General features: G+C 72.4%; 22 protein-coding genes and 2 pseudogenes. 15 read left to right on the forward strand and 9 right to left on the reverse strand.

The features are described from left to right. Positions 1-40 precede the first annotated feature (40 nt). The 8 genes from IE286_RS22980 to IE286_RS27375 form a co-directional block, all read right to left on the reverse strand. Entirely contained in the window at positions 41-3061 is a 3021-nt protein-coding gene (locus tag IE286_RS22980; RefSeq protein ID WP_189798672.1) for a type 2 lanthipeptide synthetase LanM family protein, read from the reverse strand. A gap of 111 nt (positions 3062-3172) precedes the next feature. Next, the gene (locus IE286_RS22985) at positions 3173-3334 is read right to left on the reverse strand and encodes a class II lanthipeptide, LchA2/BrtA2 family (RefSeq protein ID WP_189798673.1); all 162 of its coding nucleotides are present in this window, start codon (positions 3332-3334) and stop codon (positions 3173-3175) included. 36 nt (positions 3335-3370) lie between these two features. Further along, on the reverse strand, positions 3371-3532 hold the full coding sequence (locus tag IE286_RS22990) for a class II lanthipeptide, LchA2/BrtA2 family (protein ID WP_189798674.1): 162 nt from the start codon (positions 3530-3532) through the stop codon (positions 3371-3373). A gap of 29 nt (positions 3533-3561) precedes the next feature. Continuing rightward, the gene (locus tag IE286_RS22995; protein WP_189798675.1) at positions 3562-3726 is read right to left on the reverse strand and encodes a plantaricin C family lantibiotic; all 165 of its coding nucleotides are present in this window, start codon (positions 3724-3726) and stop codon (positions 3562-3564) included. Positions 3727-3889: 163 nt separating this feature from the next. Beyond that, a complete protein-coding gene (locus tag IE286_RS23000; protein ID WP_189798676.1) occupies positions 3890-4654 on the reverse strand; it encodes an ABC transporter permease in 765 nt (254 codons plus the stop codon). Further along, positions 4651-5568, reverse strand: a complete 918-nt coding sequence (locus IE286_RS23005; RefSeq protein ID WP_189798677.1) for an ATP-binding cassette domain-containing protein — start codon at positions 5566-5568, stop codon at positions 4651-4653. Before IE286_RS23005 ends, IE286_RS23000 begins: the two co-directional genes overlap by 4 nt. A gap of 227 nt (positions 5569-5795) precedes the next feature. Then, positions 5796-6104 carry a transcriptional regulator gene (locus IE286_RS23010; RefSeq protein ID WP_189798678.1) on the reverse strand — a complete coding sequence of 103 codons (309 nt, stop codon included), beginning with the start codon at positions 6102-6104 and terminating at the stop codon, positions 5796-5798. Beyond that, a complete protein-coding gene (locus tag IE286_RS27375; RefSeq protein WP_229863425.1) occupies positions 6104-6610 on the reverse strand; it encodes a hypothetical protein in 507 nt (168 codons plus the stop codon). The genes IE286_RS23010 and IE286_RS27375 overlap by 1 nt, the downstream gene beginning before the upstream one ends. Positions 6611-6736: 126 nt before the next feature. On the opposite strand from IE286_RS27375, the gene IE286_RS23015 reads away from it, so the two are divergent. Together IE286_RS23015 and IE286_RS23020 are read left to right on the forward strand one after the other, a co-directional pair. After that, complete coding sequence (locus tag IE286_RS23015) at positions 6737-7723, forward strand: ABC transporter ATP-binding protein (protein ID WP_229863434.1); 987 nt, start codon at positions 6737-6739, stop codon at positions 7721-7723. Next, positions 7720-8895, forward strand: a complete 1176-nt coding sequence (locus IE286_RS23020) for an ABC transporter permease (RefSeq protein WP_189798680.1) — start codon at positions 7720-7722, stop codon at positions 8893-8895. The genes IE286_RS23015 and IE286_RS23020 overlap by 4 nt, the downstream gene beginning before the upstream one ends. A gap of 92 nt (positions 8896-8987) precedes the next feature. On the opposite strand, the pseudogene IE286_RS23025 reads toward IE286_RS23020, so the two are convergent. Then, a pseudogene (locus tag IE286_RS23025) lies at positions 8988-9116 on the reverse strand (IS110 family transposase); the annotation flags it as partial. 720 nt (positions 9117-9836) lie between these two features. Between IE286_RS23025 and IE286_RS23030 the strand changes: the two are divergent. The 13 genes and pseudogenes from IE286_RS23030 to IE286_RS23090 form a co-directional block, all read left to right on the forward strand. After that, complete coding sequence (locus tag IE286_RS23030) at positions 9837-10394, forward strand: DUF2617 family protein (RefSeq protein ID WP_229863437.1); 558 nt, start codon at positions 9837-9839, stop codon at positions 10392-10394. 35 nt (positions 10395-10429) lie between these two features. Continuing rightward, entirely contained in the window at positions 10430-12088 is a 1659-nt protein-coding gene (locus IE286_RS23035; RefSeq protein ID WP_189798681.1) for a polyamine aminopropyltransferase, read from the forward strand. A gap of 375 nt (positions 12089-12463) precedes the next feature. Then, the gene (locus IE286_RS23040) at positions 12464-13714 is read left to right on the forward strand and encodes a sensor histidine kinase (RefSeq protein ID WP_189798682.1); all 1251 of its coding nucleotides are present in this window, start codon (positions 12464-12466) and stop codon (positions 13712-13714) included. Then, positions 13711-14385, forward strand: a complete 675-nt coding sequence (locus IE286_RS23045; RefSeq protein WP_189798683.1) for a response regulator — start codon at positions 13711-13713, stop codon at positions 14383-14385. Before IE286_RS23040 ends, IE286_RS23045 begins: the two co-directional genes overlap by 4 nt. 61 nt (positions 14386-14446) lie before the next feature. After that, a complete protein-coding gene (locus IE286_RS23050) occupies positions 14447-15460 on the forward strand; it encodes an SRPBCC domain-containing protein (RefSeq protein WP_189798684.1) in 1014 nt (337 codons plus the stop codon). A gap of 61 nt (positions 15461-15521) precedes the next feature. Continuing rightward, positions 15522-16310, forward strand: a complete 789-nt coding sequence (locus tag IE286_RS23055; protein WP_189798685.1) for an aldose epimerase family protein — start codon at positions 15522-15524, stop codon at positions 16308-16310. Positions 16311-16320: 10 nt separating this feature from the next. Beyond that, positions 16321-16869, forward strand: coding sequence for an orotate phosphoribosyltransferase (gene pyrE / locus IE286_RS23060; RefSeq protein ID WP_189798686.1), 549 nt, complete (start codon positions 16321-16323; stop codon positions 16867-16869). A gap of 184 nt (positions 16870-17053) precedes the next feature. After that, positions 17054-18085: a class II fructose-bisphosphate aldolase gene (gene fbaA, locus IE286_RS23065; protein ID WP_189798687.1), complete on the forward strand. Its 1032-nt coding sequence runs from the start codon at positions 17054-17056 to the stop codon at positions 18083-18085. 269 nt (positions 18086-18354) lie between these two features. Beyond that, a complete protein-coding gene (locus IE286_RS23070; protein WP_189798688.1) occupies positions 18355-18768 on the forward strand; it encodes a DUF3151 domain-containing protein in 414 nt (137 codons plus the stop codon). Positions 18769-18933: 165 nt separating this feature from the next. Then, positions 18934-19791: a tryptophan 2,3-dioxygenase family protein gene (locus tag IE286_RS23075; RefSeq protein WP_189798689.1), complete on the forward strand. Its 858-nt coding sequence runs from the start codon at positions 18934-18936 to the stop codon at positions 19789-19791. Further along, positions 19784-21022, forward strand: coding sequence for a kynureninase (gene kynU / locus IE286_RS23080; protein WP_189798690.1), 1239 nt, complete (start codon positions 19784-19786; stop codon positions 21020-21022). Before IE286_RS23075 ends, kynU begins: the two co-directional genes overlap by 8 nt. A gap of 181 nt (positions 21023-21203) precedes the next feature. Continuing rightward, a complete protein-coding gene (locus IE286_RS23085; protein ID WP_189798691.1) occupies positions 21204-22151 on the forward strand; it encodes an alpha/beta hydrolase family protein in 948 nt (315 codons plus the stop codon). 196 nt (positions 22152-22347) lie between these two features. Then, positions 22348-22635: pseudogene (locus IE286_RS23090) on the forward strand (hypothetical protein); the annotation flags it as partial.

Consider the following 22635-nt stretch of genomic DNA (forward strand, 5'->3'; position numbering starts at 1 on the left):
ACCCGGCGTGCCGTGGACATCCTCTTCCGGTGGGGTCTGATCACGGTCGACGTCCTCCCACGGTGAGGGTGAGCGGGCACAGGCGCAGGTCCGGATCGATCCGGTTGAGCAGGTGCAGTGCCAGGCCGGCGCTGCCGACCATGAGGCTGTTGGTGTGTGCGTAACGGCTGTCGGGGTCGGCCAGCTTGCGACGGAACACCTCCGGCTGGAGCCATCGGCGCTCCTTCTCCCGCACCTCGGCATGCAGCGGTGCGTCGGCCGGGCCGGCGACGAAGCGCAGGGCGGCGTGGTTCCCCAGGTCGCCGTGGCACCAGGTCAGGTTGCGGCCGAAACCGAGGCGCAGCGTATTGCCGAGCGCCTGGTCCCGCAGGGCCGTGACGTCCTCGCCGCCGGGCACGGTCCCGTAGGCGGACAGGGCCAGTGCGACACCGGTCGAGCCGTGGCACCAGCCCGTCGCGAAGGTTCCCTTCACCGAGGCCCGGGACGACCAGTTCCGCTCGTCCGGGTCGAAGAACACGTCGAGCCGCTTGACGAGTGAGGTCAGCACCGTCTCGACCAGTGGCCGGTGTTCCGTCGGCAGCAGGGGATGAGCACGGCCGAGCGCGTACACCACCCCGCTGATTCCATGGGCGAACCCCGACTGGTCCAGGACCGACCGGGCGAAGGCTCCGTCTCCCCGGATCGCCCGGGCGAGCAGGAGCGTCACCTCGGTGACCGCTTCGGGCGCGTCGGAACCCACGACGGCCGTGAGGCAGTTCAGCACGCCGGCGAGGCCGCTGATGACGTCCAGGGGCAGCTCGTCGGTCGGCTCGGCGCGGATCTGCTCGAGGACCAGGGGCACCGCACCCTGGGCGGCGCGCACCCAGTCGTCCTCGCCGGCCAGGCGGCCTGCCGCCGAGAGGCAGAACAGGACGCCCGCCATGCCGGTGTAGCCGCCGTATCCGGCCTGCCGGAGGCTGCGGTACTCGTAGCGGTGCGAGGCCAGGATGTCGGCGGTCGCCGAGAAGATCTGCCGTGACACGCTCAGATAGCGGTCGTCGTCCAGGACCCGTCCGGCGGCGCCGAGCGTGAGGGCGATTCCGGTCCGGCCGGTGTACAGGTCGTAGCCGAGCACGCCGGGGGGCCAGGGGCGGTCGGCCTCCGCGGACGCCAGCGGTCCGATCCAGGTCCTGGGCAGGTGCGCGAAGCGATCGGGCAGGGAGGTGTCGGCCAGGCCGTCGCAGAGCTCACGCGCGAGACAGACGAGAGCCTGACGCTCACCGGGGTCGGCACCGCCGTGAGCGGGGGCTGCCACGTGCCGTGCGGGAGACAGGTGGTTGTCCGGGAACTGAGCGGTGAACGCCGACCGGATGAGCCGCAGCTGCCGTACGAGATCGGCTTCGCCGAGGCCGGCGGCCTTGTCGAGGGCGAGTTCCAACGGGGAGCGGCTGAGCGCGGCGCCCACTTCCCGGCCGTCTCCGTCGCAGATCCGGGTGCCGGTGGCGCTGACGGTGAAGTACGGGACGTCACGCTCGGCCATCTGCCGGAGCTCGGAGACGACCAGCGGCCGGGCCGAGGTTTTGCTGGCTATGGCGATGCGCTTGAGCAGCGCCAGATAGGTGGCCGGGTCGTCGAGTGCGCTCGGTCCCGTGGTCATGCGCAGGGTCTGGGAGTAGAGCGCGGTGGGGTTGTGGACGTAGCGGATCCGCAGACCGTCGGCGATCGTGCGCAGCAGTGTGGTCCAGGTGCCGCGGGCCGCGAGGACCGCGCGGTACGTCCGTGTGAAGCCGTCGGCCATCGCGCGGCCCAGGCGCAGGATCTCCTCCTCGGTCCGCTCGCCGGCCACGGTCCTGCGTGCCGGCGCCGCCTGTGGCGTGAGGAAGAGACTGATCCGGTCCGTGTACGGCGCGTCGAAACTCATCTGCTTGAACGGGGAGGTGCCGCGCCCCGGACCGCCGAGGAATCCGAGGTCCACATGCCCGCTTTGGTCCTTCTTCCTTCCTGCCATCACCAGCGGCAGGATTCCGACTCCGTAGACCGACTGCCCGATCGTGGTGTACGCGTTCCCCTCGGCTTCCGGAACCGGCCCGACGTGGACACGCTCCGGGTGGAGAAGGGTCTCGAGATCCACCGGAACGGGACCGCGGCGGGTCGGCACGATGTTCTCGAAGTGCATGTCGCGCGCGTTCAGCAGATACAGGACCGCTGCCAGTTCGCCGCTGTCGCGCATGAAGCGCTCGGAGATGTCGGAGACGTCCTCGGCCTCGATGTACTCGACATACCCGTAACCGTCGCGGGCGAGTGTCTTGGCGGTGACGAGACGGGTACCGAAGGCCGTGTTGAGTTCGTCCGCGAGCCGGACGAAGGCGGCCTCGCAGGACACGTCGCGCGGTTTGTAGACCAGGCGTCTGCCGGACTCGAAGGTGAGGACGCAGACGGCCCGGCCATGATGGTGGGTGTCGCCCTCGGGGGTGCCGAAGGAGACCAGTGCGTCGTCCGGCGCGAGACCGAAGGCGTCATGGAGCGCCTCGCGGTCGGCCACCACCCTGGAGCAGAGCTCGACGACTGCGTCGACGGTGCCGGCCAGCAGCACCGGCGTGAGATCCCGCAGTACGGGAAAGCTGAGGCCTCCGGCGGCGGTGAACGAGCTGCGGATCGCCTCGTCCACGAAGTAGCGGTAGCGCTCCTGGGAGTCGTCCCCCTTGAGGAGTTGCTGCTCGCGGGCGTGGTTGATGGCCGCCACCAGCGGACGGGTGTACATCTCGCGGATGCGGGTCTCCGCCCTGCCGAGCAGTTCGACCAGCGCTTCGTCGGGGTCGGCGAACAGGCCGGGGAAGGCGGCCAGCGGATCTCCGTCCGCAGCACCCGCCGCGACCTGTCTGATCACGTGCTGGAACGGGTATTCCTCCGGTCGTGCCAGCCACTCTGTGACGACCCCGGGACGGGTGGGTACCACGGCGGGCTCCCGCGGCTCACCGGTGACAACGGCGAGGACGTGGTCGTCGAACGGTGCGAGCGGAGTGATCGTTTCCCCGATCTCCGTGTCGTCGAACTCCGGGTAGAAGTTGATCGCAGTTCTCATTGCCTGTCCTTCTGCACGCGATGTGAAGTGACCCCCAAAGACGGGGCGGAATGGACCCTTGGGGGTTTCGGTCCATTCCGCCCCGCCCGCTTACACCGGCCTACAGAGCACTCAGCAGTCGTTGGTGCACTTGGTGGTCGGGCAGAAGGCGGCGCTGGCCGCCACCGTCACCGCGATGGAGACCGGCGTCGTACCACCGGTGACGTCGGCCTCGCTCAGCTCGATGAGCTCGGCCTCGTCGTACGCCCCGAGCATGTCCTTCTCGTTCTGCATGATCGCTCCTCTCACCCCTGACAGAGGTCAGCCGGTTCAGCAGTCGTTGGTGCACTTGGTGGTCGGGCAGAAGGCGGCGCTGGCCGCCACCGTCACCGCGATGGAGACCGGCGTCGTACCACCGGTGACGTCGGCCTCGCTCAGCTCGATGAGCTCGGCCTCGTCGTACGCCCCGAGAACGTCCTTCTCGTTCTGCATGACGCTTCCTCTCCCGTCTGCGGCGAAGGTCAGTTGCAGTTGGGCTGGCATTCCTTGGTGAGGGTGCACCAGCCGCCGCTGTTGCCCAGCGCGTCCGACAGCGAGAAGGTGTTCGTGGTGCACGCGCCGTACGCGACGCCGTCGAAGTCCTGCTCTTCGATCTCCTCGAGGAGGGACAGGTCACCCTGGTACATGGGGTTCTCCCTTGTGTGATGGATCCGGACGCCGGACGGTCACCGGCGCCTGGATTCATCGTGGAAGGCGGACATTCGGCCTCCGCATCGCTGATGAGCAAGAGCGCGCATCGGCTGCGCACAAGGCCCGCGTGCGCGGGGCACACGGGCCGCACCGGTGCCGTCAGGCGTCGCGGCGCCGCAGGGCCAGGTAGCCGGCGATCGCCGCGCACGCGGTCCACGCCGCGAGGACCGCGAGCCCGGACCACGCGTTCAGCACGTACCCCTGGGGGGCGTGCCGGTAGAGCACCAGTCCGCCGGCCTGGTCGGGCAGGAACTGCGCGGCCTTTCCGACGCCGGGGATGTTCGTGAGGATCGTCGAGACCGTGAAGAAGAGCGGCACGAGGATGCCCATGGTGATCGTGGAGGAGCGCAGAAGGGCGGCGACGCCCATGGAGAACACGCAGAGCATGGTCGTGTAGAGCACTGCTCCGATCAGGGCAGGCAGCACACCGTCGTCCGTGAGGGACACGCTCTCGTCCCCCATGGTCGCCTGGGAGAGAAGGAAACTGGTGACCGCGGCGGTGACGGACACCGCCAGGGCCGCCAGGCCGCCGGTGAGCATCTTGGCCGTGTAGAAGACTCCGCGCCGGGGCACCGCGGCCAGTGAACTGCGGATCGTCCCGGAGGAGTACTCGCTGGTGACGATCAGCACGCCGAAGACCACGAGTCCGATCAGCCCCAGACGCAGTCCGCTGAATCCCGCGGAGATCGGGTCGAAGGACGAGGGTGCGGGCTTGTGCGCGTACTGGCGCTGTACGACGGCTCCGGTGAGCACGGCGAAGGCGAGACTGAGGACGACGCAGAGGACGAGGCTCCACTGCATGGAGCGCAGGGTACGCACCTTGGACCACTCGAAACCGACGGCCGCGTTCAGGTCGTTCTTCATCGTGCTGCCCCCTGCTCTGCGCGGTACTCGACGGCATCCGCGGTGAACTGCATGAACGCCTCCTCCAGAGAGGCGGTCCTCGGACTGACCTCGTAGACGGCGATCCGGTTCTCGGCGGCGAGGGTGCCCACCGTCCTCGGGTCGGTGCCCACCGCCTCGAGCGAACCGTCGGGCCCGTCGTCCACCTGGATGCCGCGGGTGACCAAAAGGCCGCGCAGGCGCTCGGGTTCGGGTGTGCGGATGAGGACGTAAGACCGGGAGTTGCCCTTGATGAAGTCCTCCACGGAGGTGTCGGCGAGGAGCCGGCCCCGTCCGATCACGACCAGGTGCCCGGCGGTCAGCGCCATCTCGCTCATCAGGTGGCTGGAGACCAGGACCGCGCGGCCCTCGTCCGCCATGCGCTTCATCAGGTCGCGGATCCACTTCACGCCCTCCGGATCGAGGCCGTTGACCGGCTCGTCGAGCAGCAGTGCCGCTGGGTCGCCGAGAAGAGCGGCGGCGATGCCGAGGCGCTGTGCCATGCCCAGCGACAACCCCTTTGCCCGCTTGTCCGCAACCCTCGCGAGTCCCGCCATCTCCAGGACTTCGTCGACACGCCGCAGCGGCAGCCGGTTGCTGCGGGCCAGACCCGCCAGATGTCCCCGCACGCTCCGGCCGCCGTGCACCGCACGGGCGTCGAGCAGCGCGCCCACGGTGGTCAGGGGGCGGGGCAGGTCTTCATAACGCTTCCCGTCGATGAGGACTTCGCCCGAGGTGGGACGGTCGAGACCGATCATCGCGCGGATCGTCGTGGACTTCCCCGCTCCGTTGGGCCCCAGGAAGCCGGTCACCCGTCCCGGCTCGATCCGAAAGCTGAGCCCGTCGACCGCCCGGGTCGTTCCGTAGTATTTCGTCAGCTCTCGCACTTCGATCATCACGCTGAATCTCCCATGATCAACTCCCCGTACAGAGCGTGAGTACTCGGAAGGAAACAGGACGAAGTCCGGCGACCCGTTCGATCGCGCCTCTCAGGGCAATGACGGGGCAAACCAGCCCATAACGGTCACCAATGGGCCGCAGCGGGCCGTTCCGGGCAGGCCGCCCGGGAATCGGACGCGCTGGAGACCTCCAGGAACGCGAAGACGTGAAGACGCGGCCGCGGTCAGTCGGCCGGTCCTGCGGCTTGCGCCCTCGCCGCGATCCGCTGCAGCGCCGCCGCATGCCGCGCGAACGCCTCCCGCCCCTTCGGCGTGAGCCGTGCGAGCGTGCGCCGGGTGCTCGCGCCCACCTGCTTGCGCACCTCGACATACCCCTCGGCGGCGAGCGCCGACAGTTGCTTGGACAGGGCGGAGTCACTCGTGCCGACCGAATCCCGGATGAATCCGAACTCGGTCCATCCCGCGGGCGCCAGCAGGGCGACGATCGTCAGCCGCGGAGCCGGGTGCAGGAAGGCGTCGAAGTCGGCGTCCATCAGTACCGCCGCCCCGCTCGGCGCCGCAGCCGCGCCTCGGCGGCCCGGCGAGCACGGGGCGCCGCCAGCAGACAGGCCCCGACCACCACCGCCGCGGCGATGAGATGAGGCGCCGGCACCCCGCCCCAGGAGAGCGCCGCCGCCAGCCCCCGGAACACCCCGAACGTGGCGATCCCGCAGGCCAGCCCCACCAGCATGGCTCCGGCGCCCGGCCTGCCGCGGACCGGCGCGCCGTACGTGTGGCGGACCGCCATCAGCGCCACCAGCAGCAGCCCCGGGACCAGCACCGCGCCGCCCCAGGGACGGGGCAGGTCGAAGGAGGCGAAGGAGATGAACAGCAGCAGCGCCGCGGTCAGGAGGGAGGAACGGGACATGCCGAACTGCAGTTCGGCCATACCGGACTGCTCCTGCCGCCTGCGGATGTCCTCGAGCGCCGCCCGGGCGTCGGCCGGTGTCACGGCCTGCTGTTCGAGGGGGTCCCTGTCGCGGTTGCCGTCGGGCGCCATCGGCACTCACATCCTCCCGGGGAGCATCGCTACTTTCCTATTGGGAAAGTAGCAGGTATTTTCCTGACGGGAAAGTCGGCTCAGCGCACAGATCAACGAGAGAGGGAAGAAGGAAGGGGAGGGCCCGTGAAACCTCTCGGACTCGAGGGCGTCTCGAAGCGCTTCGGTTCCCGGCAGGCGCTGGACGCACTGACGTTCACAGTGAGACCAGGCGAGATATTCGGCTTCGTCGGCGGCAACGGGGCGGGCAAGACCACGGCCATGCGCATCGGTGTCGGAGTGCTCGCGCCGGACCGCGGACACGTGCTGTGGGGTGAAGTGCCGGTCGGGAGGCTGGAGTCGGCGCGGTTCGGTTACATGCCGGAGGAGCGCGGGCTGTATCCCAAGATGACCGTGGCCCGGCAACTGGTGTACCTCGGCGAACTCCACGGCCTGTCCCGTGCCGACGCCCGCGAGGCGATGCTCCGCTGGACGGAGAGACTGCGGATCACCCAGCACCGCGACAAGCGGGTGGACACCCTCAGTCTGGGCAACCAGCAACGCGTACAGCTGGCCGCCGCCCTGGTCCATGATCCCGAACTCCTCATCCTGGACGAGCCGTTCTCCGGTCTCGACCCGCTCGCCGTGGACGACATGAGCGCGGTCCTGCGCGACAAGGCTGCCCAGGGCGTTCCCGTGCTCTTCTCCAGTCACCAGCTGGAGCTGGTCGAGCAGCTCTGCGACCGGGTCGGAATCGTGCGCGCCGGACGCCTCGCGGCCTGCGGCACCCTTGAGGAGCTGCGGTCCGCGGACACCAGCGCCCAGGTGTACGTCGAGGTCGAGGGCGCCGGCGAGGACTGGCCCTCGGGCTGCGCCGCGGCTGCCGGGTTCCGGACGCACCAGCAGGGCGTCCTGGTGGACCTCGCCGCGGGCTGCACCGAGAACGACCTGCTGAGGGAGGCGGTGCGGCACGGCACCGTACGGCAGCTGCGGCGACAGGTACCCACCCTCGCCGAGCTGTTCCGGGATCTGGTCGAACCGGCCGGGGACCCGCCGCCCACGGACCGCACGGGGACCGGTACTCCGGCTGCGGGGAAGGCCCGTATCACCGACCGGGACGAGGTGGCCGCATGAAGCGCCTCCCCGCCGAGCAGCGCGCCCTGCGCCCCACCCGTGTCCGCCTGGTCTACGTCCGGGAACTGAAGGCGCGGATGTTCACCAGGGGCTACCTCGTCAGCCTGGCTCTGCTCTCCCTCGTCACCTTTGGCCTGGTGATCGGCTTCAACCTGATAGGGCGCAGCACCTCCGCCACCGTGGCCGTCTGCGGCACACCGGCCGCGTCGCTCGGCACCGCGCCACCCGGTGTGCGGGTGACGTCGTGCGACGACATGGCAGAGGCACAAAAGCTCGTCGAGGACAAGGACGCAGACGCGGCTGTGGTCGTCGCCGGGGCCCACGCGTCCCTCCTGGTCCGCGCCGACACCGGTGATCAGGCACGGGCGGGCGCCGCCGCACTGGCCGAGACCTGGGCCGGCAACCAGGCCCTGCTCCGGCAGAAGGTGGATCTGGGGCGCCTGGCACGGGACACCGCGGCCGCCGCGCCCACCACCGTGACCGTCGGGGACTCCGTCGGCACGCTCCAGCTGGGCGCCGCCGCGAGCCTGATCATCATCCTGTTCATGCAGGTCGTCAATCAGGGGTCGGTGATCGCCCAGGGCGTGGTCGAGGAGAAGTCCACCCGTGTGGTGGAGGTACTGCTCGCCACGCTCACTCCGCTGGAACTGCTCGTGGGCAAGGTCTCCGGCATCGTCACGGCCGGAATGGTGCAGGTGGCCGCGATGCTCGGTGCGGTCATGGGGGCGCAGTCGACGATCTCCGAGCAGACCATCGCGATGCCGGCGCCGCGAGCCCTGGTGGCCACGGTGCTCTGGTTCCTCCTGACCTTCGCGATGTTTGCCTCGCTGTACGCGGCGGCCGGATCACTGGCCTCGAGGCCTGAGGACCTGCAGGGCGTGCTGACGCCGGTGATGCTGCTTGCCCTGGCGCCGGTCGGTGCGGCGACCGCGGCCGCCGCCCACCTCTCCGCGTCCTGGGTCTCGGTCGTGCAGTACATACCGCCCTTCTCCGGCCTGCTGATCCCGCTCAAGGCCTCGGTGGGCACGGCGACCGTACAGGAGCAACTCGCTGCCGCCGCCATCCTGCTGGTGGTCACGGCCTGCTGCATGACCCTCGCCGGGAGGATCTACCGCAACTCGGTGCTGAGGGTGGGTGCGCCGATACGGTGGCGACAGGCACTGGCCGCCTGACCCGTGGTTTCAGCCGGCGGGAGGCACGGGTCCGGTGGTGAACCTCCGGGCCCGGCCCTGCCCGGCTCCACGAGCGGCCCGGCGCCGCCACCCCTCGGTTCGGTGTCCGGGAGTTGCTTGCCGAAGACCTGTTTGCCGGCCGGCGTGAGGCCGTGCCCGTGGTAGGCGCTCCTGCCGACGTCCAGGCCGAGGAAGACGCCTGTCGCGTCACTGTCGTTCAAGCCGTCCTCCCGAACAAATGTCGTGCGTGCCGGACTGGGCGTCGGCGCCGTGCGCGCATCCACGTCATGCAGACCTGTCGCCCGCGAGCGGCCGGGCATTGCGCCAGGCGGTAGGCGGACCTCTCATCAGCGTCTCCGACGGCGCCTCTCGGGCCCGGTGGCACCACCCCCCCAGGTCATCCGTTCGACAGGGGGGACCAGCCATGCCGGGCCCGGAGGCCGGCGGCCCTCTTGCAGGACCGCGAAGAAGATGACGGGGAGCGGATGCGGGCCGAGGCGGACGGAGGCCCGGGGGAGCGGACCCGGGTGAGGTGGGTGCGGTTGAGGTCAACGAGGTTTGTTTCCGGACCTGTTGCGTGTCCGGTCGTGGGCGCCGGCACCGGCGGGTCCGGCTCCTTGTGCGCCGTGGGCGCTCGAAGAGGTGCGCCGGAGCGCTCGGTTCGTGCACGCCCTGATGTGCTGTCTGCGCGCCCCCGGCGTGCGCCGTTGTTGAACAGTTGAGCACATAAGCCCTCTGAGGGATGTAAACCTCCCGGACTTGGGTAAAAACGCTGTGAGGACAAGGCTGTTCGTGGTTGTCTTTTGAAGCGCCGACGCAGCCCCCAGGGCGTCCTGCTCATCATCTCTTCGAACCGGACCGACCGGGCTGTCCGCCCTGAGTCGACCGGGGTGCGCCGGCCCGACTCGCCTTCTCTCTTTGCGTGCTAGCGGAGCCGATCCATGCTCACGACCCTCACCACCTCCTACACCGACACGCGCGCGGCGGACCTCGCCTGGGCTCTGGGGCGCGAACCGCTGCCCGCACTGGCCACCCTCGACCTCGAACTGTCCGGCGCGAAAGTGCAGTTGAGGCTGCTCGGCGCCTCCCACCAGGTCCTCCTGGAGGAGCCGTGGGGCACCTGTTCGGAGACGGTCGCGTGCATCCCGGGCTCCAGTACGCCCCTGCCGCTGGGGGTCGCCAAACGGGTCGGCCACTGGGAGTACGAGTTCGCGGCCCGAGTGGAGGTGCTGTCGCCGGGGTCGTTCGCCGGACGCGCCCAGGAGCTGCTGGCCCTCGTCTCCGACCATCCCCACGGCCTGGCCGGCGTCTTCCCGGGCAGCCCGCACGCCTTCACCGCCATGCTGGCGCAGCGTCAGGAAGGTCAGGTGCACTGGCGCACCTGGCACGCCTACCCGCAGGACGGGCAGCTGGTCGCCACCCGCACGCGGGTGGTGACGTGTGCCGGCGCCACACCACCCGCGTACACCGGTAGTCCCTCTTTTCACGCGTGTGGGTGACGAAGCGTGCCCCTTCACTGACGTACCGTCGCATCGTGATCGAACCGCGCGCCCCGGCCCCGCCCCGCTCGGCCCCGCCCTCCGTGGCGGCGTCCGCCGCGAGCGGTACGGCGAAGCTGCCCGTGCGCCCGGCCACCGGCCGGTTCCTCGTCCTGGCCGGCGTCTTCGTCTGCGCCGCCTGCGGGCTCGTCTACGAGCTCGAACTGGTCGCGCTCGCCTCGTACTTGATCGGCGACTCGGTCACCCAGGCCTCCGTGGTGCTGTCGGTGATGGTGTTCGCGATGGGCATCGGCTCGCTCGCCGCCAAGCGGCTGCGCCGCCACGCCGCCGCCGGTTTCGCCGCCATCGAGGCGACGCTCGCGCTGGTCGGCGGGTGCAGCGCGATGGCGCTGTACGCCGCCTTCGCGTGGACCGCCGGCTGGGGCGGGGTGTGGTCGAACGGACCGCGCGGGCTGCTGGTCGCCTTCTCGCTCACCATCGGGCTGCTCATCGGCGCCGAAGTGCCGCTGCTGATGGAGCTGATCCAGCGCATCCGCCGGCAGGACGCGGGCGGTGCGGTCGCCGACCTGTTCGCGGCCGACTACGTCGGCGCGCTCGTCGGCGGGCTCGCCTTCCCCTTCCTGCTGCTGCCGCTGCTGGGCCAGCTCACCGGCGCGCTGCTGACCGGCGCGGTCAACGTCGTCGCCGGCGGCTCACTGGTACTCGGCCTGTTCCGGCGGGATCTGACCCGGCGCGCCCGGTGGATGCTGACGGCCGCCAACCTCGCCGTGCTCGGCCTGCTCGCCACCGGTGCCGGCCTCGTCGGCGACTTCGAACGCGCCGCACGGCACGCGGTCTACGGCGACGACGTCCGCGTGGCGCTGCAGAGCGACGTCCAGGAGATCGTCCTGTCCGGCGGCACCCGCGGCCGCCCGTTCCATCTCTTCCTCGACGGCCGGCTGCGCGTCGACGGCCGGGACGAGCGCCGCTATCACGAGGCCCTGGTGCACCCGGCGATGGCCGGGCCGCACGCGCGCGTGCTGATCCTCGGCGGCGGCGACGGACTCGCCGCGCGCGAGGTGCTGCGCCACACCGGTGTGCGGCGCGTGGACGTGGTCGACCTCGACCCGGCCGTCGTCCGTCTGGCCCGCACCGACCCCGCACTCGCCCGGCTCAACGGCCACGTCTACGACGACCCGCGCGTCCACGCCGTCTGCGCCGACGCGTTCGCCTGGCTGCGCACCGCACCCCGGGCGGCGTACGACGTGGTGATCGAGGACCTGCCCGACCCCGGGATCACGGACAGCACCAAGCTGTACGCCCAGGAGTTCTACGGTCTGGCCCGGCGCGCGCTGACCCCTCAGGGCCGGCTCGTCGTGCACGCCGGTCCGGTCGCCACCCGGCCGCGCACCTTCTGGACGGTGGAGGCGACCGTCCGGGCGGCCGGGCTGCACACCCGGCCCTACCGCGTGGACGGACGCAACTCCCCGTACGCGGCGGGCCCCGACCGCACCCGAGGCACCGACCGGGCCGCCCGCGACTGGGGCTTCGTCCTCGCTGCGCGCACGCCCCCGAGGCTCGCCCTGGATCCCGCGTCCCCGCGTCCGCGCACCCTGACCGCGGCCTCGCTCACCAAGGACGCCCGCGCCGCACAGCGCACCAGGATCACCGGCCTGCCGGTCTCCACCCTGGTGCACCCCCGGTACGCCGGCTGACCCGGCCGGGGAGAAGTGGATCTGCGGACCCGTCACGGTACGGAAGCACCGCACGGCGATGGCCCGTCCCTGCCACCCCCCGGAGCGAGACGGGCCACCGTACCTGCCGGGGCGCTCCCCCTGCTTGTTCCGCACGGACCCCGGACGCTCACCAAGGCTTTGCCGTCCAGGGCCCGTGTCCCCCGTGTTCTCCCTGTCCGGCGGCGTCGTCTTCCTCGCGCCGCCGCGGCCACGGTACGGGCGACGGCGCGGCGGCGGAATCCGTCACCGGGCCGATCTCCCGGTGCACCCACGCGGTACACGCGGCAGGACTCCACCCACCGCGGTACCCCACAGGGTGGACGCCGTGTCGGGCACAGGGATTACGCTGCGGCGATGCGGATCCACCCCCGTGCGGCCGACGGCCTGACGGCGCTGGCCCCGGCCGCCGTCGCCTGTCTGCTCGGCGCCGAGGCCGCCAGTCAGGGATGGCCCCCGCTCGACGCGCCCGGCTGGACGCTCGTCGCCCTGGCCAATCTGCCGCTCGTCCTGCGCGGCCGGGCCCCGGTCGCCGTGTTCCTCTTCGTCCATCTGTGCTGGGCCGTCTACGTGTCGCTCGGCCACTGGCCGGTGGTGAACTCCCCGGCCGCCATGGTGGCCTTCTACACGGTGGCCCTCGCCCGCCCCACCCGGATCACCGCCGGGTGCGCCGCCCTGCTCGGCGGGGTGTGGGTCTACGCCGGGGTGGTCAGCGACTCGGACGCGATGGCGGCCGTGGTGGGCCAGGCGATCGCCTACCCGCTGGTGATCTGGCGGTTCGGGCACAGCGCCCGGCGCACCGCCGAGCTGACCGAGCGGCTGCGCGCCGAGCAGGCCGAGCGGGCGCGGCGCGAGGTCGCCGAGGAACGCGTCCGCATCGCCCGTGAACTGCACGACGTCATCGCCCACCACATCGCGGTGATCAACGTTCAGGCGGGCCTCGCCCGGTACGTCGTCGGCTCCGACACCCGCACCGCGCGCGAGGCGCTCGCCACCATCGGCACCACCAGCTCGGAGGCGCTGGCCGAACTGCGGCGCATGCTCGGCCTGCTGCGCGCGGACGACCCGGCCGGGGAGGTGCGCGCGGACGACCCGGCCGGGGAGACGGGCGACCGCGCCCCACGCGCACCGGACACGGCCGCCGAGGGCGGCGCCGCCGTGGAGCCCGCGCCCGGCCTGGACCGGCTGCAGGACATGATCGACCGGGTCCGCGCGGGCGGCGTGCGGGTCGAGGTCACGGTGGAGGGCGAGCCGCGGCCGCTGCCGTCCGGGGTGCAGCTGTGCGTGTACCGGGTGGTCCAGGAGGCCCTGACCAACGTGCTCAAACATGCCCCCGGCGCCCGCGCCGCCGTGCGGCTGGTCCACCGCGCGGACGAGGTGGAGGCGACGGTCACCGACGACGGAGGCCCCGAGCGGCACCGGAGGGAGACGGATCCGGACAGATCGGCGGCGACAACCGGTCACGGCTTGATCGGGATGCGTGAGCGCGCCAAGCTCTACGGCGGGACGATCGTCGTCGGCCCGCGTCGGGGGGGCGGATTCGGCGTGCATCTGACTCTGCCGGCGCCGCAGCGGTCCGCACGCCGGGAAGACGCCGTCACGGAATGATCAAAGTCCTGGTGACAGACGACCAGTTCCTGGTGCGCAGCGGGCTGGTCGCGCTGCTGCGTGCCGCCCCCGGCATGGAGGTCGCCGGGGAGGCGGCGGACGGCGCGGAGGCGGTGGAGCTGGCCGCGAAGACCCGGCCGGACGTCGTCCTGATGGACATCCGGATGCCCGGCATGACCGGCATCGAGGCGACCCGCGCGATCCTGGCCGAGGCGGCCGGCCCCGCGCCGCGCGTGCTGATCCTGACCACCTTCGACCTCGACGAGTACGTGTACGGCGCGCTGCGGGCCGGGGCGTCCGGGTTCCTGCTGAAGGACGCGGGCCCTGAACGGCTGCTCGCGGCGGTGACCGCCGTGCACAACGGCGACTGCCTGTTCGCGCCCGGCATCACCCGCCGGCTGGTGGAGGCCTTCACCCGGCGCACCGAGGACTCCTCGGCGCGTGCCGCCCAGCCGGCCGCGCTCGGCGCCCTGACCGGACGGGAGGCCGAGGTCCTCGGACTGGTCGCGCGCGGCCTGACCAACGCCGAGATCGCCGGCCGCCTGAGCATCAGCGAGGCCACGGTCAAGACCCACCTGAACCGCACGATGACCAAACTCGGCCTGGCCAGCCGGGCCCAGGCGGTCGTGGTGGCCTACGAGACCGGGCTGGTGCGGCCGGGCGACAGATGACCGCAGCCGGGTACGGCCGAAGGGGGGTAATCCGGGCCGTCACTGGGTAACCTCGGCTGACATGGAGCACGAGGTGTTCGTTCCGGTCCCGGCCCAGCGGCTGCGGGCGGCGCTCGCCGACCCCGTACAGGTGGCCCGGGCGGTCCCCGGCTTCCAGCAGGAGGAGGGCGCCGAGCCCGTCACCGGACGCCTGAGGCTGCGCATCGGCAGCACCTCCATCACCTACCGCGGCACCCTGCGTCTGACAGGCCGCGACGGCGGGGACGTCATCGCCGAGGGCGAGGCGGCGGAGGCCCGGGGCACCGGCACCGTCAAGCTCGCGCTGCGGCTGAGCGTCCGCGGCACCGACGACGGCTCGGTGCTCGCCGTCGACGGCACCGTCGCGGCCGGTGGCCGGATCACCGAGCTGGACCCCGGGGTGGTACGGGCCGCCGTCCTGCGGCTGCTGAACCGTTTCGCGGACCACCTCGGCACCGGGGCGGACCAGCCGCACGACAGTGGCGAGACCGCTCAGTTTCTGGCCACCGAGGACTTCGCCCCGCTGGCGACGGGCGACTTCGAGGCCGGCCCGGACGCGGACGACGCCCCGGTCCCGCCGCAGGCCGGCGCGCCGGCCTCCGAGGAGCCGACCTCCGGCGGGACCGACGAGAGCGGCGGGACGGGCGAGCCGGAAGCCGCCGAGACCGCCGAGACCGGCGAGCCGGAAGCCGCCGACACCGCCGAGCCGGGTCCTGCCGGGACCACCGAGCACGTCTCCGTCTTCGACACCGAAGTCCCGCCGTCCTCCCTCGACCCGCTCGCCGACGACGATTTCGACGACAGCGACGACAGCGACGACAGCGACGTCACCGAGGGCGTCGCGGGGCCGCCCGCCGAGGCGGCGCACGCCCGGCGCACGATGATCGGGCGCAGCGCGGAGGAGGTCGACCACGCCCCGCCGCGCGGCCGCTACGCCCCCGTGCCCGCGCCGCTCACCGTCGCCACCGGCTCTCCGCTGCGCTGGGCGGCCCCCGCCGCCGCCCTGGTGGTGGCCTCCGCGATCGTCGTCGGCCGGGCCGTCCGGCGCCGCCGGTGACCGTGCCCGGCGGCTGCCCCGCCGCCGGACCCGCTGTGCAGCGGACCAGTAGCCTCGTCGCGTGAGCAACGAAGAGATCACGCTGACCGCGGGCGACGCGGAGGCGACCGTCCGGCCGGACAACGGGGGCCGCATCGCCGGGCTCCGGGTGGGCGGCCTGGAACTGCTGCGTCAGGGCGAGCGGTACGGCTGCTTCCCGATGGTTCCCTGGTGCGGCCGGATCCGCGACGGCCGGTTCCGCGACGGCGCCACCGTCCACCAGATGCCGCTCAACTCCCCGCCGCACGCCATCCACGGCACCGCCCGGAACGCCGCGTGGGACACCGCCCGGGTCACCGCGAACGAGGCGGTGCTCACCTACGACCTCGTCAACCCCTGGCCCTACCCGGGCCGGATCACCCAGGTGATCACCCTGGCCGAGGACTCCCTGACGCTGACGATGTCCGTGGAGCCGCGCGAGTCCAGCTTCCCGGCGCAGATCGGCTGGCACCCCTGGTTCAACCGGAACCTCGGCGGCCAGGACGTCCGCCTGGACTTCGAGCCCGCCTGGCAGGAGGAGCGCGGGGCCGACCACCTGCCCACCGGCCGGCGCATCGACCCGCGGCCCGGACCGTGGGACGACTGTTTCGGCATGCCCGAGGGCGTCGACGTCGCCCTGACCTGGCCCGGGCAGCTCGAGCTGCGGGTGACCAGCCCGGAGAAGTGGGTCGTCGTCTACGACGAGCAGGAGGCCGCGGTGTGCGTGGAGCCGCAGACCGGCCCGCCGAACGGCCTGAACACCTGCCCGCGCCTGGTCACGCTGCTGGAGCCGCTGGAGGCCACGACGACCTGGACCTGGCGCGCCGCATAAGCTGGCCGGCATGAGCGACGTTCGCGGCGAGCTGCTGCAGCAGATCAAGGACAAGGCCGTGGTGCACGGCAAGGTGACCCTGTCGTCGGGTCTCGAGGCCGACTACTACGTCGACCTGCGCCGCATCACCCTCGACGGCACGGCGGCCCCGCTGGTCGGCCAGGTGCTGCTCGACCTGACCGCGGACCTCGACTTCGACGCGGTCGGCGGGCTGACCATGGGTGCCGACCCGGTCGCCGCCGCGATGCTGCACGCGGCCGCCGCGCGCGGGCGCACGCTGGACGCCTTCGTGGTGCGCAAGGCGGCCAAGGCGCACGGGCTCCAGCGGCGCGTGGAGGGCCCGGACATCGCCGGCCGCCGGGTCCTGGTCGTGGAGGACACCTCCACCACCGGCGGCTCCCCGCTGACCGCGGTCGAGGCGGTCCGCGAGGCGGGCGCCGAGGTGGTGGCCGTGGCGACGATCGTCGACCGGGCCACGGGGGCCGCGGAGAAGATCCGGGAGACCGCCGGGGTGCCGTATCTGTTCGCGTACTCGAAGGACGACCTGGGGCTGGACTGAGCCGGAGCCCGCGCGCGGGCGCACGGGTCGCGCGAGCTTCTGCCGCGCCGACCCACTTGTCCACGGCTTGGACGAGGTGTCCGAAGCTTCCGGGATCTTCTGCGAAGATGGGGCCGACGATGACGTCCCCCAGGTCTAGGTCAGGGCCGTAAGCACAACACCCCGCACATAGAGGAGCGGACAGATGCCCATCGCAACCCCCGAGGTCTACAACGAGATGCTCGACCGGGCGAAGGCAGGCAAGTTCGCCTACCCGGCCATCAACGTGACGTCGTCGCAGACCCTGAACGCGGCCCTGCGCGGCTTCGCCGAGGCGGAGAGCGACGGCATCGTCCAGATCTCCACGGGCGGTGCCGAGTTCCTCGGCGGCCAGTACAGCAAGGACATGGTCACCGGGGCCGTGGCCCTGGCCGAGTACGCGCACGTCCTCGCCGAGAAGTACCCGGTGAACGTCGCACTGCACACCGACCACTGCCCGAAGGACAAGCTCGACGGGTACGTCCGCCCGCTGCTGGCGATCTCCGAGGAGCGCGTGAAGGCCGGCAAGAACCCGCTGTTCCAGTCCCACATGTGGGACGGCTCCGCGGAGACCCTGGCGGACAACCTGGAGATCGCCCAGGAGCTGCTGGCCCGCACCTCCGCCGCCCGGATCATCCTCGAGGTCGAGATCACCCCGACCGGCGGCGAGGAGGACGGCGTCTCCCACGAGATCAACGACAAGCTGTACACCACGGTCGAGGACGCGATCCGCACCGCGGAGGCCCTCGGCCTCGGCGACAAGGGCCGCTACCTGCTGGCCGCCTCCTTCGGCAACGTCCACGGCGTGTACAAGCCGGGCAACGTGGTGCTCCGTCCCGAGCTGCTCAAGGAGCTGAACGAGGGCGTCGCGGCGAAGTTCGGCCGCCCGGCCGACAGCAAGCCGTTCGACTTCGTCTTCCACGGTGGCTCCGGCTCCACCCTGGAGGAGATCCACACCGCGCTGGAGAACGGCGTGGTGAAGATGAACATCGACACGGACACCCAGTACGCCTTCACCCGTCCGGTCGCCGACCACATGTTCAAGAACTACGACGGCGTGCTGAAGGTCGACGGCGAGGTCGGCTCCAAGAAGGCCTACGACCCGCGGACCTGGGGCAAGCTCGCCGAGGCCTCCATGGCCCGGCGTGTGGTCGAGGCCTGCCGGCACCTGCGCTCCGCCGGCGCGAAGATCAAGTAAGGCCGAGCAGCGCGCTCACGCCGGCCCCCGCTGAGGGGACGGCACCGGCGCCTGACCCGGGGCCCGGCACGCACCGCGCGTGCCGGGCCCCGGTGCGTGTCCGTCGCCGGATCTCGGTGCGTGTCCGGCCGTCCGTCGCCGGACCTCGGCGTACGTCCGGCTGTCCCTCGCCGCACCCCGACGCGTGTCGGCCGCCCGCCGCGCCGTGCTCGCGCGTCCCCGCGTGCCCGTGGCGGACCGTCCGCGCGGTGATCGAGCAGACTGGGACCATGACGCTTCACGAAAATCTGCTGGGCGGTCCGCCCCCCACCCACCTGCCCGACGACCCGGAGCCCCGCACCCTGCTCGCCCAGGGCACCCCGCCCGCCGAGGTCGCCTCCCGGCACCCGGCGTCCTCGCTGGCCTGGGCGCAGCTCGCCGAGGACGCCCTGGAGCGGGGCTCGGCCGTGGAGGCGTACGCCTACGCCCGGACGGGCTACCACCGCGGCCTGGACGCCCTGCGCCGCAACGGCTGGAAGGGGCATGGTCCGGTGCCCTGGGAGCACGAGCCGAACCGCGGCTTCCTGCGCGCCCTGCACGCGCTGGCGCGTGCCGCCCAGGCGATCGGCGAGCAGGACGAGTACGAGCGCTGCACCCAGTTCCTGAAGGACTCCTCGGAGACGGCCGCCCGCACCCTGGGCTGATCTCCGCCGCGCACGTCGGACCCCTGCGCACAACGGCCCGCCCGGCCCGCCCGGGCGGGCCTTGCGATCCCCGGGGATGCCGCGCAGGATGCGGGTGGGGACCGGGGCCCCCGTGCCGGCATCGGCAGGGGCGGACCGCTACCCGGAGTACAGCAGGAGACAGCGATGTCCCACCAGGCTCAGCCGACCCCTCGGCCCGCTGAGGCTTCCGAGCACGCCACCCCGCATCTCGACTTCGACGGCACCACGCCCTACGAGGACTACGTCCACGCCGACGTGCTCACCCATCTGCAGCACCCCCTGTCCGACGATCCCGGGGAGATGGTCTTCCTGATCACGACCCAGGTGATGGAGCTGTGGTTCACCTGTCTGGTCCACGAGTGGGAGACCGCGTCCCGCGCCCTGCGCTCGGACGACGTGCCGGCGGCGATCGCCGCGCTGAAACGCTCCGTACGGGAACTGGAGGCGCTCAACGCCTCCTGGAGACCGCTCGCCCAGCTGACCCCCGCTCAGTTCAACGGCTACCGCGGCGCCCTCGGTGAGGGATCCGGTTTCCAGTCCGCGATGTACCGGCGTCTGGAGTTCCTGCTCGGTGAGAAGTCCGCGTCGATGCTCGTCCCGCACCGCGGGTCGCCGCGTGCCCATCGCGAGCTGGAGAAGGCGCTGCACGAGCCGAGCCTGTACGACGAGGTGCTGCGGCTGCTCGCCCGCCGCGGATACGCCATCCCGGCCGGGGTGCTCGACCGTGACGTCGCGCAGCGCTACGAGCCCTCGCCCGCCGTAGAGGCGGCCTGGGCGGACATCTACGCGGGCGACGGCCCGGAGGACCTGGTCCGTCTGGGCGAGGTGCTGACGGACGTGGCCGAACTGGTGTGGCGCTGGCGCAACGACCATCTGGTCGCCACCCGGCGCGCCATGGGCGCCAAACCCGGCACGGGCGGCTCCGCCGGAGTGGCCTGGCTGGAGAAACGGGCGCGGACATACGTGTTCCCCGAACTGTGGACGGCGCGGTCGTATGTCTGAACTGTGTGAATCCGCCGGTGACCCGGGGCTGCTGCGCAGGGCCGAGAAACTGGACGCCGCCGACGAGCTGCGCGCCCTGCGCGACCGGTTCGTCCTCGACGACGTGGTCTACCTGGACGGCAACTCGCTGGGCGCGCTGCCCGCGCATGTGCCGGACCGGCTCGCGGACGTGGTGCGCCGCGAGTGGGGCGAGCTGCGGATCCGGTCCTGGCAGGAGAGCGGCTGGTGGACCGCGCCCGAGCGGATCGGCGACCGGATCGCCCCGCTGGTCGGGGCGGCACCCGGCCAGATCGTGGTGGGCGACTCCACCAGCGTCGACGTCTTCAAGGCGCTGGTGGCGGCGGTCCGCATGGCCAGGCAGGAGCAGCAGCGGGGCTCCGGGCCACGGGACGAGATCCTCGTCGACGCCGCGACGTTCCCCACGGACGGGTACATCGCCGGTTCCGTGGCCCGGATGACCGGCTGCACGCTGCGCCCGGTGGTGCCCGAGGAGGTGCCTGGCGCGCTGTCCGGGCGCACCGCGGCCGTGCTGCTCAACCACGTCGACTACCGCACCGGCCGGCTGCACGACCTGCCGTCGCTGACGGCCGCGGTGCACGAGGCGGGCGCGTACGCCGTGTGGGACCTGTGCCACAGCGCGGGCGCCCTGCCGGTGGGGCTGGACGAGCACGGGGTCGCCCTGGCGGTCGGCTGCACCTACAAGTTCCTCAACGGCGGCCCGGGCGCCCCCGCGTTCCTGTATGTGCGCCGTGCGCTGCAGGACCGCTTCGACTCTCCGCTGCCCGGCTGGAACTCGCACGCCGAACCCTTCGGCATGCGGGACACCTACGTCCCGGCCCGGGGCGCCGTGCGCGGCCGCGTCGGCACCCCTGACATCCTGTCGATGCTCGCGCTGGAGGCGGCGCTCGACGTGTGGGACGGGGTGTCCGTCGAGGCGGTGCGGGCCAAGTCCCTGATGCTGACGGACTTCTTCCTCGACTGCGTGGCCGCGTATGTGCCCACCGGGCGCGTGGAGTGCGTGACGCCGCGGGCGCACGAGGAACGGGGCAGCCAGGTGGCGCTGCGCTGCCCGGACGCCGGGCCGGTGATGGAACGGCTCATCGCCGCGGGTGTGGTCGGCGACTTCCGGCACCCGGACGTGCTGCGTTTCGGGTTCACACCGCTGTACCTGCGGTTCGCCGACGTGGAGCGGGCGGCGCGGGTGCTGGGCCGGGTGCTCGCCGGGACGTGACGTGTCCCCGGACGGGGGCGCGGGCACGCCGGGCACCGCGCCCCCTGCCGGTGCGCTTCACAGCGCGTCACATCCGCGTGTCGGCCGCATGTCACCGGCCTGGTACCGTCCCCGCCAACGGTGCACACGCCGCCCCCACCCCTGATCCGCCCTATCCGTTCAGTCGCTGAGAGGTTGGAGCATGCCGGACGCCGCCGCACGCCGCGAGGGAGCCGAACCGGGGAGCGCCGCCGGCGGTGAGGCGGACGCGCGGACCGCCGCCCGTTCCGCCGCGGAGATGCAGTCGCTGCTGTCCCGGCCGCCGGCCGAGCCCGACAGCACCGCCGCTTACGGCGACCACCCCGACCAGCTGATCGACTTCTACGCCCCGCGCGTCTCGCGTTCCCCTGTTCCCGGCGCGCCGGCCCCGCTCGTCGTGGTGGTGCACGGCGGTGCGTGGCGGGCGCCGTACGACCGGCGGCACATCTCGCCCTTCGCGGCCTTCCTGGCCCGCCAGGGGTTCGCCGTGGCCAGCGTCGAGTACCGGCGCGGTCCCGCGGACGGTGACGCCGAGGGCCAGGAGCCGGTGGCGGGCCGCTGGCCGGACACCTTCGACGACGTGGCCGCCGCGCTCGACGCCCTGCCCGCACTGGCGGAGCGTCAGCTTCCGCAGGCCGATGCGCGGCGCGTGGTGCTCACCGGGCACTCCGCGGGCGGCCATCTGGTGCTGTGGGCGGCGGCCCGGCACGTGCTGCCCGCGGACGCGCCCTGGCGCACGGACCGGCCCGCCCCGCTGCGCGGTGTGGTCGCCCTCGCCCCGATCGCCGACTTCGAGGTCGCCGGCAAGCTCGGCGTGTGCGGTGATGCCGCGCGGCAACTGCTGGGCGGAAGCGACGAGTTCGCCGTGCGCCGCCCGTACGCCGACCCGGCGATGCTGCTGCCCACCGGTATCGCGACCACGATCGTGCAGGGCCGCGCGGACGTGGACGTGCCGCAGGCGGTGGCGGAGGCCTACACGACGGCCGCGGCCAAGGCCGGCGAACTGGTGGGCCTCACCCTCCTGGAGGACGTCGGGCACTTCCCGCTGATCGACCCGGGCACGGGCGCCTGCGCGGTGGTCGCCGAGGAGATCGCGCAACTGGCCTGGTGAACCGGCCCCGCCCGGAGCCCGGCGACCGGGCACCGCGGCCGTCGCCGGCCCCGCAGGGATCCGGCCCCGTCGTACCCGTCATACCCAAGAGCTACGGCTGAGGACGGCACCGCAGCGGGACGCGGACGACGCCGGCCGCTCCGTACGGTCGCCTCCGGACGCGCTCGACGGGCGAGCGCGGCGGAGGGGGCGACCCATGGACGAGGAACGGACGGTCCACGCCGTCGCGGACGCGGCGGCGCGCAACGGTGGCGTACGGGCGAGGCGTGCCACGCGTCGCGGGCCGAGGTGGTGGCGGGCCCTGCTCGCCGCCCTCGTCGCCACGGCCGTGGTGGTCCCGCTGTCGGCCGCCGCCCGGCCCCAGGTTCCCGCCCCGGCCCCGGCGGCCGTCGCCGCACCGAGCCGGACGACGCTGCAGGCGACGTACGCGGCGCACCGGGCGGACGCGGCCCGGGCCGCACGGTGGGCCGCCGCGCACGGCGAC

It is taken from the genome of Streptomyces thermodiastaticus (genome assembly GCF_014656135.1).
Classification (GTDB): Bacteria; Actinomycetota; Actinomycetes; order Streptomycetales; family Streptomycetaceae; genus Streptomyces; species Streptomyces thermodiastaticus.

Excerpts from the sequence above, each read along its gene's own strand:
- fbaA (WP_189798687.1), top strand. The coding sequence starts at position 17,054 with ATGCCCATCGCAACCCCCGAGGTCTACAACGAGATGCTCGACCGGGCG.
- IE286_RS27375 (WP_229863425.1), bottom strand. The coding sequence starts at position 6,610 with ATGGCGCCCGACGGCAACCGCGACAGGGACCCCCTCGAACAGCAGGCC.
- IE286_RS23070 (WP_189798688.1), top strand. The coding sequence starts at position 18,355 with ATGACGCTTCACGAAAATCTGCTGGGCGGTCCGCCCCCCACCCACCTG.
- IE286_RS23010 (WP_189798678.1), bottom strand. The coding sequence starts at position 6,104 with ATGGACGCCGACTTCGACGCCTTCCTGCACCCGGCTCCGCGGCTGACG.
- IE286_RS23045 (WP_189798683.1), top strand. The coding sequence starts at position 13,711 with ATGATCAAAGTCCTGGTGACAGACGACCAGTTCCTGGTGCGCAGCGGG.
- IE286_RS23085 (WP_189798691.1), top strand. The coding sequence starts at position 21,204 with ATGCCGGACGCCGCCGCACGCCGCGAGGGAGCCGAACCGGGGAGCGCC.
- IE286_RS23050 (WP_189798684.1), top strand. The coding sequence starts at position 14,447 with ATGGAGCACGAGGTGTTCGTTCCGGTCCCGGCCCAGCGGCTGCGGGCG.
- kynU (WP_189798690.1), top strand. The coding sequence starts at position 19,784 with ATGTCTGAACTGTGTGAATCCGCCGGTGACCCGGGGCTGCTGCGCAGG.
- IE286_RS23000 (WP_189798676.1), bottom strand. The coding sequence starts at position 4,654 with ATGAAGAACGACCTGAACGCGGCCGTCGGTTTCGAGTGGTCCAAGGTG.
- IE286_RS23030 (WP_229863437.1), top strand. The coding sequence starts at position 9,837 with ATGCTCACGACCCTCACCACCTCCTACACCGACACGCGCGCGGCGGAC.
- IE286_RS22980 (WP_189798672.1), bottom strand. The coding sequence starts at position 3,061 with ATGAGAACTGCGATCAACTTCTACCCGGAGTTCGACGACACGGAGATC.
- IE286_RS23075 (WP_189798689.1), top strand. The coding sequence starts at position 18,934 with ATGTCCCACCAGGCTCAGCCGACCCCTCGGCCCGCTGAGGCTTCCGAG.
- IE286_RS23040 (WP_189798682.1), top strand. The coding sequence starts at position 12,464 with ATGCGGATCCACCCCCGTGCGGCCGACGGCCTGACGGCGCTGGCCCCG.
- pyrE (WP_189798686.1), top strand. The coding sequence starts at position 16,321 with ATGAGCGACGTTCGCGGCGAGCTGCTGCAGCAGATCAAGGACAAGGCC.
- IE286_RS22990 (WP_189798674.1), bottom strand. The coding sequence starts at position 3,532 with ATGCAGAACGAGAAGGACGTTCTCGGGGCGTACGACGAGGCCGAGCTC.
- IE286_RS22985 (WP_189798673.1), bottom strand. The coding sequence starts at position 3,334 with ATGCAGAACGAGAAGGACATGCTCGGGGCGTACGACGAGGCCGAGCTC.
- IE286_RS23020 (WP_189798680.1), top strand. The coding sequence starts at position 7,720 with ATGAAGCGCCTCCCCGCCGAGCAGCGCGCCCTGCGCCCCACCCGTGTC.
- IE286_RS23005 (WP_189798677.1), bottom strand. The coding sequence starts at position 5,568 with ATGATCGAAGTGCGAGAGCTGACGAAATACTACGGAACGACCCGGGCG.
- IE286_RS22995 (WP_189798675.1), bottom strand. The coding sequence starts at position 3,726 with ATGTACCAGGGTGACCTGTCCCTCCTCGAGGAGATCGAAGAGCAGGAC.